Below are 14,163 nucleotides of genomic sequence, written 5' to 3' on the forward strand. Positions count from 1 at the left end.
GCCGTGCGCCTTGCCGCATTTGATCGCCGCCCCCATCTTCGCGGGGCTAGAAAGCTGCCCGGAACAGAAGTAGAACCCTCTTCATGCTGACTCACATATCCGTCCGCGGCGCGCGGGAGCACAACCTCAAGAACGTCGCGGTGGATATCCCGCGTGACACGCTGACGGTGATCACCGGGCTGTCTGGATCGGGCAAATCGAGCCTCGCATTCGACACTATTTATGCAGAGGGCCAGCGCCGTTATGTCGAGTCTCTCTCGGCCTATGCGCGGCAGTTCCTGGAACTGATGCAGAAACCGGATGTCGATCATATCGAGGGGCTCAGCCCGGCGATCTCGATCGAGCAGAAGACGACCAGCCGCAACCCGCGCTCCACCGTCGCCACGGTCACCGAAATCTATGATTACATGCGCCTGCTATGGGCGCGCGTCGGCGTGCCTTACTCACCCGTTACCGGCGAGCCGATCAGCGCGCAGACCGTCAGCCAGATGGTCGATCGCGTCATGGCCTTGCCGGAGGGGACGCGGCTTTATCTGCTCGCCCCGGTCGTGCGCGGGCGCAAAGGTGAATATCGCAAGGAACTGGCGGAGTGGCAGAAGGCCGGCTTCACCCGTGTCCGCATCGACGGCGAACTATATGAGATCGACGAAGCACCCGCGCTCGACAAGAAATACAAGCACGATATCGAAGTGGTGGTCGATCGCCTCGCGGTGAACGACAGCATCGCGACGCGACTGGCCGACAGCTTCGAGACCGCCCTGAAACTGGCCGACGGCCTCGCGTTCGTCGATCTCGCCGACGGCGTTGTGCCGGGGCGCGAGGACGAGGCGACGGCGGGCGGCCAGATGAAGAACGCCGGCATCCCCGCCAATCGCATCGTTTTCTCGGAGAAGTTCGCCTGCCCGGTCAGCGGTTTCACCATCGCCGAGATCGAGCCGCGATTGTTCTCGTTCAACGCGCCGCAGGGCGCATGCCCCGCGTGCGACGGGCTGGGTGAAAAATTGATCTTCGACGAGGATCTGGTCGTTCCCAATCACGATCTCACGCTCAAGAAAGGCGCGATCGTCCCATGGGCCAAATCGAACCCGCCCTCGCCTTATTATATGCAGGTTTTGGGCAGCCTTTCCCGCGAGTTCGGATTCGATCTGGAGACTCCGTGGAAAGATCTGCCAGGCGAAGTACAGCTGATCATCCTGCACGGCACCGGGGGCAAGCCCGTCACCCTCACCTTCGTTGACGGCAAGAAATCATATGATGTGAAGAAGCCGTTCGAGGGCGTGATCGGGAACCTCAACCGCCGGATGCTCCAGACCGAGAGCGCGTGGATGCGCGAGGAACTGAGCAAATACCAGTCGTCGCAGCCGTGCGAGGTGTGCGACGGCGCGCGCCTCAAGCCCGAGGCGCTGGCGGTGAAGGTCGCGCGCGTGGACATCAGCCACACCACGCGCATGTCCGTGGTCGACGCGCTCGCGTGGTTCAATGCGCTGCCGGATCAACTCAACGATCAGCAGCGCGCGATCGCCGAGCGCATCCTGAAGGAAATCGTCGAGCGGCTTGGCTTCCTCAACAATGTCGGGCTGGATTATCTCAACCTCGATCGCACCTCCGGCACTTTGTCCGGCGGCGAGAGCCAGCGCATTCGCCTCGCCAGCCAGATCGGCAGCGGGCTTTCCGGTGTGCTCTATGTGCTCGACGAACCGTCGATCGGCCTGCATCAGCGCGATAACGACATGCTGCTCGCCACGCTCCGCCGGCTACGCGATCTCGGCAATACCGTGCTGGTGGTCGAGCATGACGAGGATGCGATCCGCACCGCCGATTATGTGATCGACATGGGGCCGGGCGCGGGCGCGCACGGCGGCGAGATCGTTGCGCAGGGGACGCTCGATCAGTTGTTGAAGTCGAAAGGCTCGATGACCGCCGATTATCTCAACGGCACGCGCGCGGTGCCGGTGCCGGCGAAGCGCCGCAAGGGCACAGGCAAGAAGCTCACCGTGCACAACGCCACGGCGAACAATTTGCGCGACGTCACCGCCTCGATCCCGCTCGGCACCTTCACCTGCATCACCGGCGTATCGGGATCGGGCAAGTCGAGCTTCACGATCGACACGCTCTACGCCGCCGCCGCGCGACAGCTTAACGGCGCGCGCATCCTTGCCGGCAAGCATGAGAAAATCAGCGGCCTGCAGCATCTCGACAAGGTGATCGACATCGATCAGTCGCCGATCGGCCGCACCCCGCGATCGAACCCGGCGACCTATACCGGCGCCTTCACCCAGATCCGCGACTGGTTCGCCGGCCTGCCCGAGTCACAGGCGCGCGGTTACAAGCCCGGCCGCTTCAGCTTCAACGTCAAGGGCGGCCGGTGCGAGGCCTGTCAGGGCGACGGCGTGCTCAAGATCGAGATGCACTTCCTGCCAGACGTCTATGTCACCTGCGACGTATGCCACGGCGCGCGCTACAATCGCGAGACGCTGGAGGTGAAGTTCAAGGGCCATTCGATTGCAGACGTGCTCGACATGACGGTCGAGGACGCGGCGGAATTCTTCAAGGCGGTGCCGCCGATCCGCGACAAGATGGCGATGCTGGCGGAGGTCGGCCTCGGTTATGTCAAGGTCGGACAACAGGCGACCACCCTGTCCGGCGGCGAGGCGCAGCGGGTGAAGCTGGCCAAGGAACTATCGCGCCGCGCGACCGGCAACACGCTCTACATCCTAGATGAACCGACGACCGGGCTGCATTTCGAGGATGTGCGCAAGCTGCTGGAGGTGCTCCACGCGCTGGTCGAGCAGGGCAATACCGTGGTGGTGATCGAGCATAACCTTGATGTCATCAAGACCGCTGACTGGATCATCGATCTGGGCCCCGAAGGCGGGGTGAAGGGTGGCGAGATCGTCGCGGAAGGCACGCCGGAGGATGTCGCGGCGGCGAAGGGCAGTTTCACCGGCCATTATCTCGCGCCGCTGCTCGAGCGCGCGACCGCGGAGCCCGAACTGGTGAAATAGCGCGCGCTCTGCCCGGCGGCGCTATTCCGCATGAACCGACGCGCCTTCGCCTTTCGACAGGGCGATCGCGCCGTTCGGCATCGGCACCGCCGTGATCGCGAAACTGCTCTTCAGCGCCTCGACGAACTCCCGGCTTTCACGAATGCCGAAACGCCCCGATACGACCAACGAACCGATACGCGGATCAGCCACCACGATCGGCTGATCGCGATAACGGTTGAACTCCGCGACCGCGTCCTCGATCGTCTCGTCGTTCAGTTCGATGAAGCCGTCCTGCCACGCGGTGCGCCGGCGGATCAGTGCTTCGCCGGGATTCGCGGTGGCGAGCAAGCCAGGGCGGATCAACGTCGTTTCGCCCGCGCCGACGCGGATCGTATCCCCCGCGCTATCGCTCACCGCGACGAGCCCGCTGGTCACCGTAAGTTCGATCCGGTCTTCGCGCCTGCGGATGTTGAAGCTGGTGCCGATCACCTGCACCCGTGCCTCACCGAGATCGACGATGAACGGCCGTTGCCGATCGCGCGCCACATCGAACAGCGCCTCACCCTCGATCATGCGGACGACGCGCCGCGAGCCGCCGAGGCTGACGTCGAGCGTGGTCGCGCTGTTGAGCCGGATCGACGAGCCGTCCGCCAACCGGGTCAGTCGCTGCTGCCCATGCACCGTGGCGAAACGATCCCCACCAGAAAGCAACAGCCGCCCCAGCCCCGCCGCGCCCACCGCCGATGCGGCAAGCAACCCGATCGTCGCCGAACGCCGCGTGATGTGACGCTGGATGAGCGGGAGCGACGGCGAGACGATCACCGCAGGAGCGGCGAGTTCGCCTTGATTTTCATCGTCCGGTGCGTCGCCACGCAACCTGATGTGACGCGCGGCTTCCCATGCCGCTTCGGCCTGCGCGAAGGCGACGGCATGACGCGGATCGGCGTCTATCCAGGCATTGGCCGCCCGACGCACAAGATCATCATCCGCCGAATCAAGGCGAACGACCCATGTCGCTGCCTCGGCGCGGATCGCCTTCCGTTCGTTCGCCTTCTCCAGGCCGCTGGACAACGCCTTGATCCTCCTGCTCCGCCCGCGCTTTCATCACGCGCGCCAGAGCCTTCGCCAGATGCTTCTCCACCGTTGAGACGGAGATACCCATGATTTCCGCCACCTCGCCCACCGAATGACCTTGCACCCGGCGCAGCAGAAAAGCGCGGCGCGGCTGGGGTGAAAGGTTTTCGATCACGCGTTCGAGATGGCGCAACGCATCGCGCGCGTCGAACATTTCGTCATAGGAAATGCTGCGCTGAAGCACCTCCAGATCGGCGACATAATCGATCGAGACGATGATCTCCCGCCGCTGCCGGTCGATCAGGATGTTGTGCGCGGTCCGCGTCATGAACGCGAGTCCGTGACGAATTTCGCGCCAGCCGGCATAAGCATAGGTGCGCGTCAGCACCTCCGCGACCAGATCGTCCAGATCATCCGCATCACGGACCAGCCGTCGTAGCCGCCGCAACAGCACAGGCTGAAACGGCAGGATAACGGTCTTGAACCAATGCAGCCTGTCGTCCCGGTCGATCAGTGCTTGCCCCCCGATGCTTTCGCGAGCGTGTCCCGCGCGCTTTTTCCCCTGGGCGATATGAAACTCCGCCGGGGCCGCTCTGTCGAGACCGAAAATTGCAAAAAATTTCCGTGATCAAGGTGGGGGTTATGCGACGCCTGCCCGTCAAGTGATTCAGTAAGGCCGGAAAACCGGCAATTGAGGGGGACGACAAATGATCTTCGGGATGGGGCGAATCGCGCTTGTCGCGCAGGCGAGCAGCGCGGCATTGGCGGTCGCGGCGTTGTCGCAGCCGGCAATGGCCCAGACGCAGACCATGCGGTTCGATATTCCGGCGCAACCGCTTGGCGAGGCGCTGCAGGCATTTTCCAAACAGTCCGGCTATCGCCTCCTGTTCCCCTCCGCGAACGTCGCGAGCCGCCGCGCACCTGCGGTGGTCGGCAGTTATGCGGCCGAAAACGCGCTCGCTAGGATTCTCGATGGTTCGCCGCTGCGCGTCGCCTCGATCAACGGCCGGGTCGTCGCGCTGACGGTTCGTGAAGCCGCCGGCAACACGCCGCACCGCATCGCGACCCCGGTGAATTTCGCGCCTTCGGCGCAGGTCACGCCAGAACAGGGCGCGGGCGCGGCACCAGCTCCAGCCGCTCAAGACATCGACCAGACTCCACCAGCGGAGGTCGTGGTCGTCGGCTCGCAGATCAAAGGCGCGAAGGTCAATGACGCGCTGCCCGTCACGCTGATCGGCCAACGCGAGATTCAGGATACCGGCGCGGTTTCCGGCGACGAACTGTTCCGCTCGGTCCCGCAATTCGGCGACGTGACGTTCAACAGCGCCTATCTGCCACAGAGCAGCAACGCCGCACGCGGCGACATCGGCTCGGTCAATCTGCGCAACCTCGGCATCGGCAATACGCTGGTGCTGCTCAACGGCCGCCGCGTGGTCAATCACCCGACCAGCCAGGCGAACGACCAGCTGGTGCCGGTGCTGACCTACAACACCAACGCGATTCCCGTGAACGGGCTGGAACGGCTCGAGGTGCTGCGCGACGGTGCCGCCGCAATCTATGGCGCGGATGCGGTGGCGGGCGTGGTGAACACGATCCTCAAGACCAACTACAATGGCGGCGATTTCTCGGTGCAATATGGCGGGGCCGAAGGCACGCGCCTGCGCGAACTTAACGTCAGCGGCGTGGTCGGCACCAATTTCGCGGGCGGCAGAGGCAATATCACGCTGTTCGGCGCCTATGATCGCGGCACCGGGCTGATGTCCACCGAGCAATATTTCACCGCCTCGTCGGACCGGCGCGGGCTATTCGCGAACACCCGCTTCGCGGGCAAGTCCACCCTCGACGGGCGCAGCACCGCGACACCATGGCTCGGCGCCAGCGTCATCACGCCAACCGGGTTCGGCGCGGTCAAGGCCAACGGCACCTCCGTCACCACCGCCGCCGGCGCGTTCCAGATCCAGCCATCGAGCCTAAGCGGCTGCAACACCTCGCTCGGCAACGGCTTGTGCGTAACGAGCGGCGCGCTGAACACCGCGCTCAAGGAAGATGCCGCTGCCGAGGGCACGTCAATCATCCCGCGGCTCAATCGCGTCAATCTGTTCCTGACCGGCCATTACGATTTCGACGATGTGACCGCTTTCTGGGAAGCGGGTTATTATCGCGCCAAGACCCACGCGCAACAGAACCCGATCTCGACGCTCAGCTCGATCCCGATCACGGTGCCGGCCAGCAATTACTGGAATCCGTTCGGCCCGGTCACCTTCGCGGACGGCTCGGCCAATCCGAACCGCATTCCGGGGCTGAACACCCCGGCCGCCGGCCTGCCGGTCCGGATCGCCAGCTATTCCTTCACCGATTTCGGGCCCATCAATGTCGATGTGACGAACAAGCAATTCCGGCTGCTGTTCGGCCTGCGTGGTGAATGGCATGGCTTCAACTGGGAAACCGCCGGCAGCTATTCGGAAGCGACCGTCCGCGACGTGAGCGACAACATCTCGCGCACCAAGCTGGCGCAGATTCTCGCGCTGTCGACGCCCGCGGCCTATAATCCGTTCAACGGCGGCTCGCTTACTACTCCTTCCGTCGGGGATGGCACGCCAAGCAATGCGACCAGCATCAACGCCGCGCGTGAATCGCTCGTCCGTTTCGACAAATCGACGCTCGCCACCTATGATTTCCGTCTGTCGAAAAAGGATCTCATCACGCTGCCGGGCGGCGATGTCGGCTTCGCATCCGGCATCGAGGCACGGCGCGAAACCCAGCTTGATGCGCGCGATCCGCGTATCAACGGCGAAATCACCTACACCGATCCGCTGACCGGCGTGGTGGCGAGCGACTTTGCCAACCTCAGCATGAACCCGAGCACGCATGGCACGCGGATGGTCTTTTCCGCTTACGGCGAACTTGCCGTGCCGGTTGTATCGCCGGAGCTGGAAATCCCGCTGGTCCGCAGCCTGAACTTCCAGTTCGCCGGCCGCTATGAGAATTACAGCGATTTCGGCGATATCGCGGTGCCGAAAGTCGCGGGTTCATGGGATGTGGTGAAAGGCATCCGGCTGCGCGGCTCATGGGCCAAATCATTCCGCGCCCCGAACCTGGAACAGGTCAACGCGCAGATCATCACCCGCACCAACACGCGCACCGATTATATTTTCTGCCAGGCGGATTTGCTCAAGGGCGCTATCGCAAGCTTCGCGGATTGTGCCAATTCGCCCGTCCCGGGTGCCAAGCGCCGGCTATCGGTGACGGCGCAGCGCTCGGGCAACCCCGATCTCGACCCAGAGCGCGCCAACACCTGGTCGATCGGCGCGGTGATCGAACCGCCGATCCCCGATCGCTTCGGCCACCTGACCCTCACCGCCGATTACTGGCGCGTGAAGCAGACCGGGCTGATCGGCATCTTCGGCGAGGGCAACGCCCTGATCCTCGATTATCTGCTCCGTCAATCGGGGCAGACCAATCCCAATGTGGTCCGCGCCGCCCCGACGGCGGACGACATCGCCGCCTTCAACGGCACCGGCCTCGCCCCGGCCGGGCAGGTGCTATACGTCAAGGACAAGTACGTGAATCTGCTGCCGCAAACGGTGCGCGGGCTCGATCTCAATGCAATCTATTCGGTGCGCGATACCGGGATCGGCGATTTCAACATTTCGGTGAACGTCTCCCACCTGATCCAATTCTATCAGGATCCGTCGCCGGGGATCGCCGAATTGCTCGCCGCGCGCGCAGCGGGAAAGATCAATAAGGACACCGTCATCACCGGCGGTGGCAGCCTGCTGCGGCAGAATTCACGGCCGTCGTGGAAATGGTCGGCCTCGTTCAACTGGTCGCTGGAGAATGTGTCGATCGGCGCCTTCACGCAATATATCGGCAGCGTGGAGGATACGAGCATCGATGCCGCCGCCGCCCCTTGGGTGGTCGACGGGCAGCTTACCGGCAATCTGTATGCCGAATATCGCCTGCCGGGCGCGATGAAGGGCGCCAGCATCCGGCTCGGCGTGCGCAACTTCACCAACGAGGCGCCGTCGCTGTCGGCGAATGGCTATCTCGGCACGCTCTACACCCCGATGGGCCGCTATTGGTACGCCAACATGCGGTATCGCTTCTGATGATGCGGAGCTGGATTCGGGGGCTCCTGCTCCTGTCCGCCGCGCTGCCGCCCGTCCCCGCTTTGGCGCGGACGGGCGAAGCGCCGTTGTTCACGGTCACGCCGGATAAAGCCAACGCGCGGGTCACGATCCGCCTTCCCGCCGCTGACGCGGAGGGAGTGCTCGGGCGTTTCCTGTACACCCCTTCGATCGCGAGCGGGCTCGGCGCGCCCGATCTCGCCGCCGATCGTGCCGGGTTGGGGCAGACGCAGATCATCGTGTTCCGTCGCGTCGGCAAGCGCGTGCTGGCGATGTTCGAGAACAACCGCTTCCGCGCGCTGTCCGGCGATGCGGGGGAGGAACGCGCGGTGCGCGCTTCCTTCGCGCCCTCCATCGTGTGGGCGGGCGAGGCGAGCGATATGCCGGATGGATCGGTGTCGGTCGATCTTTCCGGTTTCCTGTTGCGCGACGTGATGAACCTCGCCGGGCGGCTGAAACAGGGCAAGGCCGGCGCGTATAAACTCGCGCCGACGCTGAGCTATGTCGACACCGCCGAAAGCGTCGCCTTCCCCGACAATGTCGAATTCCAGTCGGTCCTGACCTTCGAATCGGACGAGCCGGGCGCGATCGTCAACCGCATCGTGCCCGACGCGAAATCGGTGACCTTCGCGATCCACCATAGTTTCGTCCGCCTGCCCGACGCGAATTTCCATCCGCGCGCACATGATCCGCGCACCGGCACCTCCGCGCAGGTGATCCGCAACGATTATGCCGCACCGCTCGACCAGCCGATCGTATCGCGATTGGTGCGCCGCTTCCGGCTGGAGAAGACCGATCCGCACGCCGCACGCAGCCGCGTGGTCAAGCCGATCGTCTTCTATGTCGATCGCGCCGCGCCGGAGGCGATCCGCACCGCGCTGACCGAGGGTGCGCGCTGGTGGGCACAGGCGTTCGACGCTGCGGGCTATATCGACGCGTTCCGGGTCGAGACCTTGCCCGAAAACGTCAATCCGATGGACGTGCGCTACAACGTCATCGCCTGGGTGCACCGCGCGACGCGCGGCTGGTCGACAGGCACGACCGTGGTCGATCCACGCACGGGAGAGATCGTGCGCGGCGTCGTCCAGCTCGGCTCGCTGCGCGCATGGCAGGATCGGCTGATCTTCGATGGGCTGATCGGCGCGTCTCGCGAGGGCAGCGGTGGCTCGGACGATCCGATCATGCTGGTCCGCGCCCGCCTGCGCCAGCTGGCGGTGCATGAGGTCGGCCACGCGATCGGCCTCGCGCACAATTTCGCCGGCAGCACCTATGCCGGACGCGCCTCGGTCATGGACTATCCCGCGCCGCTGATCAGCGTGAAGGGCGATAAGCTCGATTTCTCCAACGCTTATGCCACCAGCGTCGGCGCATGGGATAAGTTCGCGATCCAATGGCTGTATGGCGCCGCACCACGCGGCGCGAACGAGGCGGCATGGCTCGATGCCCTCGCCCGCAAGGCGCAGGCGGACGGTTATCGCAACGTCACCGACGGAGACACGCGCGGCGTGGGCGACGCCCAGCCCTATGGCAATATGTGGGACAATGGCCCCGACGCTGTTGCGGAACTCGCCAACGTGCTCGCGGTGCGCCGCATCGCACTGTCGCGCTTCGGCCCCGATAATTTGCCCGAGGGATCGCCGGCAGCCGACCTGCGGCGGATGATCGTGCCGATCTATCTCTATCACCGCTATCAGGTGACGGCGGTGTCGAAACTGATCGCCGGGGTGGATTACGGCTATGCCGTGGCGGGCGACGGGCACGATCGCGCGACGATCGTCCCCGCGGCCCGGCAGCGCGAGGCACTGGCCGCGCTGATCGGCACGCTCGATCCAAAATTGCTCGATCTGCCCGACACGCTGCTTGCGCAGCTTTCGTCGATTCAGCCCGGCACGCCCGATCCGCAATATCAGATGGAGCTGTTCCCATCGAACACAGCCGCCACCTTCGACCTGCCCAGCGCGGCGGAAACGGCGGCGGATCAAACGCTGGAGGCGCTGCTCGCACCGGAGCGGCTCAACCGGCTGATCGAACAGGCGCGGGTCGATCCGGGGCAATTGTCGCTCGGCGAGATGCTCGACAAGCTTTCCGCCGCGCTGGTCCCCGCCGCACGCGGGCGCGAAGGCGAGCTGCGCCGTCGCATCCGCGCGCGCTATGCGGTGCGGCTGGCGACGGTGATGCAGGACAAGCAGCTTTCCGCCACCGCGCTCGGCGTAGTGCGTGGCGCGGCGACCCGCTTCGGCGAAAAGCTGCGCAGTTGCACGGGTGACTCGACCGAAACCGATGCCTGCGCCTATCTCGCCGCGATGCTCACCGGCCCCGCCGCGCAACTCCGCGCGCTTGCTGAGCCGGTGGCGAAATCGCCGGAAATCCCGCCCGGCGCACCGATCGGGGACGACGGCATCTGGGAAGACGACTGGCTGACCGGGCCGATCACGACAAGGACGTTCCAATGACGCTTTCGACATTCTCCCGCGCCGGTTTCGTGTTGCTCGCCACCAGCGCACTGGTCGGGGCGAGTCAGTTGACCGCCTCCCCCGGCGACCGCGCCACCGCGATCGTCGGCGCAACCGTGTTCGACGGCACCGGCGCCGCACCGCAGGTGGCGACCGTGGTGATCCGCGATGGCCGCATCGTGTCGGTAACCCCCGGCGCCAAAGCGCCAAGCGGCGCGCGGGTGATCGACGCGCGCGGCAAGGCGCTGCTCCCCGGCTTCTTCGATCTTCACACCCATTGGACCCCGGCGGGCGAACCGAACACCACTCCGCAGATCGCGACCGATTACGTCAAATCGGGCGTCACCACGATCAACGACTTTCACGAGCAGCCCGAAAGCTATGCGCCGCGCCGCGAATGGCTGAAAACGCTCGTCTCGCCGCATGTGAACTTCGCCGCACGGATCAGCACGCCCGGCGGCCACGGCGCGGATTGGGGGGACCAGGCGACAACGGTGTGGATCAACACCCCCACCGCCGCGCGCGCCGCGATCGAAAAGCTGAAGCCCTACAAACCCGATCTCATCAAGGCGTTCACCGATGGCTGGCGCTATGGCGTGATGCCGGACAACACCAGCATGGACGGCTGGACGCTCCACGCCCTCACCGATGCCGCGCATCAGGCGGGATGGAAGGTGCTGACCCACACCGTCACTGTCGATCGTGGATTGGTTGCGGCCCGCAGCGGCGTGGACTCGCTGGCGCATGATCCGCAGGACCGCGATATGACGCCCGAAGAGGCAAAGGCGATTGCCGCCACGAAAATGGCCGTGATCCCGACGCTCGCCGTGTACGATCCCGGCAAGGGCGGCGCGAAGCCGGATGATCCGCGTTATCGCCAGAGCCTCGCTAAGTTCACCCATGCGCTGCACAATGTGAAAACGCTGTTCGATGCCGGAGTGCCGATCGGCGTCGGCACCGATGCCGGCATGCCCTCCACCCCGCACGGCAGTTCGACGCTGCACGAGCTGGAACTGCTGGTCCGCGCCGGCCTCACCCCTTCGCAGGCGCTGGTCGCGGGAACGCATACGAGCGCGAAGATCATGGCGCAGGATGGTGATCGCGGCACGATCGCGCCGGGCAAGCGCGCCGATCTCGTGCTGATCGACGGCAAGCCGTGGGAAAATATCAGCGATGTGTACAAGATATCGCGGGTGCTGATCGACGGCCGGCTCGTGTTCGGCCCCGGCGCGCCCGCGCTGCCCGCCGCGAACCTCACGACCCACATGCCCGCCACGACCGTTTCCGCGCTGGTCGACGATTTCGAGAAGGCCGACGGGCGCAGTTCGCTCGATACGCTGCGGCTTGAAACCGGCGACGGCGGGATCGATCGCTCGGTGGAGATCACGCAAATCGTGCCGCGCGCAGATGGCGGCCACGCGCTCCAGCTCGCCGCGCGGATGGCGGTGAAGGACGGCGCCTATGCGGGCGTTGCCGTGCCCCTGACGCGCGGTTCGGTCCAACCGGTCGATGTGCGGCGCTACAAGGGAGTGCGCTTCGACATCAAGGGGCCGGGCGATTTCGCCTTGCGCCTCAATGGGCTGGAGGGAGGCTGGTCAGCCCCGGTGAAAGGCGCGATCGGCTGGACCAGCATCGACGTGCCGTTCAGCGCGCTTCAGCCGGTCAAGATGGGTAATCGCGCGGGCAAGCCATGGTCCGGCGACGATATCGTGCAGGTCGAGCTCGGCGGCACACGCGCGGGCGGCGCGCCGATGACCTTCACGATCGACAATATCCGCTTTTACTAAGCCGCACGCGCCGGCCGCCTCTCGATCAGGTGGCCGGCACCAGCGCCTGTTCCAGCAGGCCGCGCCCGATCACCTTCAGCGCCAGTGTTTCCTCCGCGCCCTCGAAGATCGACAGCACGCGCGCATCGATCCAGTAGCGGCTGACGGCGCTTTCCTCGGCATAGCCCATGCCGCCGTGGATCTGGAGCGCCTCGCGCGTCACCATTTCGGCGGAGCGGCAGGCCAGCAGCTTGGCAAGGCTCGCCTCCATCCGCCCGCCGCCCTCGTCAAGCGCACGCCCCACGGCATAAGCGAGGCTGCGGCAAGCAGCGAAGCGCGCCGCCATCTGCGCGATCTTCACCTGCGTGAGCTGATAATCGGCCAGCGGTGCGCCGAATACCTTGCGGTCTTTCGCATAAGCGATTGCCGCTTTCAGCGCCGCACGCATCACGCCCAGCGCCCTGCCCGCCGTCTGAATACGCCCCCCGGTCATGCCGGCCATGGTGAGATAGAAACCGCGCCCGAGGCCAGCCGCGCCGCCAACGACATTCGCATCGGGCACGAAGAAATCCTCGAACGCAAGATCGAAGGAATGCATGCCGCGATAACCGACCGTCGGAATCGCGCGCCCATGAAGCGCGCCGCCGCCGGGCTGTTCGTAAGTGAATTCATGCCCGTCGAACGAGGGTTTTTCGACCAGCAGCAGGCTCAACCCGCGATAGCCGAGCGATCGATCGGGATCGGTGCGGGTGACGACCATCAGCAGCCCCGCCTTGCCCGCGAAGGTGCACCATGTCTTGGCACCATTGATCAGCCACCCGCCCTCGACCGGCGTGCCGCGCAACGTCAGCCCGGCAACGTCGGAACCGTGGTCCGGCTCGGTGATCGCGATCGCGCATAGCGGGTCGCCCGTCGCGATGCGTGGCAGCCAATGCGCCTTTTGCTCCTCGGTCCCGCCCGCCACCAGCGCCCGGCTGAGGATTTCCGGTCGCGTGATCAGGCTGCCCGCCGCCGCCAGCGACGCTTCGGACAATGCCTCGGTCACCGCGATCATCATCGGCGTGTTTTCGCCCTCGGCCGGGGCGGAGCCGCCGAATTGTTCGGGGATGGAAAGCCCGAACACCCCCATCTCGCGCATCGGCCCGAGCAATGTTTCGGGCACGGTCAGATCGCGGCGATGGATATCCTCGGCCAGCGGCGCGACGATATCGTGCGCGAAGCGGCGAAAGGCGTCGCGCGCCAGCAGCGTCTGCTCGTCGAGCGGAACATCGCCCAATTCGCCGGTCGCATCGGCGACAGCCTGCCCCAGTGACGCAAGTGCTTCGGGCGCACCCGCATCGCGCCGCAGTCCGCGTGCGTCATGGCCGACGGCATCCAGCGGAGCCATCGGCAGCCCCATCGCGAGATAGATGCCCTCCAGCCGCCCGAGAACCGCGGGCACCACCTCCGCCGCGAAGGCAACGCCAAGCCGCGTATCGAGCGCGGATCGCTCGATCTCATCCGAGGTGGCGTGACGGGCGGCAAGCAGGTCCGCATAGCTCAAGGCGAGATCATAAGTGACCGCCTGATGCGCATCGAGCGCATCGCTGTGCAATCGCCCGTCGGAGGAGCAGGCAGCAGCCACCGCCTCCACCGCAATCGTCAGTGCGGCATCGAGCGCGGCCAGTGCCGCGCCCGCCGGAAATCGCTCCATCACGGCTTCGCTCCCCATAAACCGCGCTCAGTTAGGGGGAATATTCACCAACCGCCAGCGTCA

General features: G+C 65.3%; 7 protein-coding genes. 4 read left to right on the forward strand and 3 right to left on the reverse strand.

Translation table 11 applies throughout. The features are described from left to right. The first annotated feature begins 83 nt into the window (after positions 1–83). Positions 84–3,005, forward strand: a complete 2,922-nt coding sequence (uvrA, locus tag P0Y64_02535; GenBank protein ID WEK43727.1) for an excinuclease ABC subunit UvrA — start codon at positions 84–86, stop codon at positions 3,003–3,005. Between the two features lie 21 nt (positions 3,006–3,026). On the opposite strand, the gene P0Y64_02540 is transcribed toward uvrA, so the two are convergent. Both P0Y64_02540 and P0Y64_02545 read right to left on the reverse strand, forming a co-directional pair. Then, positions 3,027–4,058, reverse strand: a complete 1,032-nt coding sequence (locus tag P0Y64_02540) for a FecR domain-containing protein (GenBank protein ID WEK43728.1) — start codon at positions 4,056–4,058, stop codon at positions 3,027–3,029. Next, the gene (locus tag P0Y64_02545) at positions 3,982–4,509 is read right to left on the reverse strand and encodes a sigma-70 family RNA polymerase sigma factor (GenBank protein WEK43729.1); all 528 of its coding nucleotides are present in this window, start codon (positions 4,507–4,509) and stop codon (positions 3,982–3,984) included. Before P0Y64_02545 ends, P0Y64_02540 begins: the two co-directional genes overlap by 77 nt. Positions 4,510–4,768: 259 nt before the next feature. On the opposite strand from P0Y64_02545, the gene P0Y64_02550 reads away from it, so the two are divergent. From P0Y64_02550 to P0Y64_02560, 3 genes are read left to right on the forward strand one after another with little or no spacing between them, the layout of a single operon-like run. Then, a complete protein-coding gene (locus P0Y64_02550; GenBank protein ID WEK43730.1) occupies positions 4,769–8,170 on the forward strand; it encodes a TonB-dependent receptor in 3,402 nt (1,133 codons plus the stop codon). A 2-nt stretch (positions 8,171–8,172) separates the two neighbouring features. After that, positions 8,173–10,641, forward strand: coding sequence for a zinc-dependent metalloprotease (locus P0Y64_02555; protein WEK43731.1), 2,469 nt, complete (start codon positions 8,173–8,175; stop codon positions 10,639–10,641). Beyond that, on the forward strand, positions 10,638–12,428 hold the full coding sequence (locus P0Y64_02560; GenBank protein WEK43732.1) for an amidohydrolase family protein: 1,791 nt from the start codon (positions 10,638–10,640) through the stop codon (positions 12,426–12,428). Before P0Y64_02555 ends, P0Y64_02560 begins: the two co-directional genes overlap by 4 nt. Before the next feature lie 25 nt (positions 12,429–12,453). Here P0Y64_02560 and P0Y64_02565 read toward each other — a convergent pair whose 3' ends face one another. After that, positions 12,454–14,100 carry an acyl-CoA dehydrogenase family protein gene (locus P0Y64_02565; GenBank protein WEK43733.1) on the reverse strand — a complete coding sequence of 549 codons (1,647 nt, stop codon included), beginning with the start codon at positions 14,098–14,100 and terminating at the stop codon, positions 12,454–12,456. Positions 14,101–14,163: the final 63 nt, after the last annotated feature.

The organism is Candidatus Sphingomonas colombiensis, from assembly GCA_029202845.1.
GTDB classification, from domain to species: domain Bacteria; phylum Pseudomonadota; class Alphaproteobacteria; order Sphingomonadales; family Sphingomonadaceae; genus Sphingomonas; species Sphingomonas colombiensis.

Coding starts and splice junctions, on each gene's coding strand:
- P0Y64_02560 (WEK43732.1), top strand. CDS start 10,638: ATGACGCTTTCGACATTCTCCCGCGCCGGTTTCGTGTTGCTCGCCACC.
- P0Y64_02565 (WEK43733.1), bottom strand. CDS start 14,100: ATGGAGCGATTTCCGGCGGGCGCGGCACTGGCCGCGCTCGATGCCGCA.
- P0Y64_02550 (WEK43730.1), top strand. CDS start 4,769: ATGATCTTCGGGATGGGGCGAATCGCGCTTGTCGCGCAGGCGAGCAGC.
- uvrA (WEK43727.1), top strand. CDS start 84: ATGCTGACTCACATATCCGTCCGCGGCGCGCGGGAGCACAACCTCAAG.
- P0Y64_02555 (WEK43731.1), top strand. CDS start 8,173: ATGCGGAGCTGGATTCGGGGGCTCCTGCTCCTGTCCGCCGCGCTGCCG.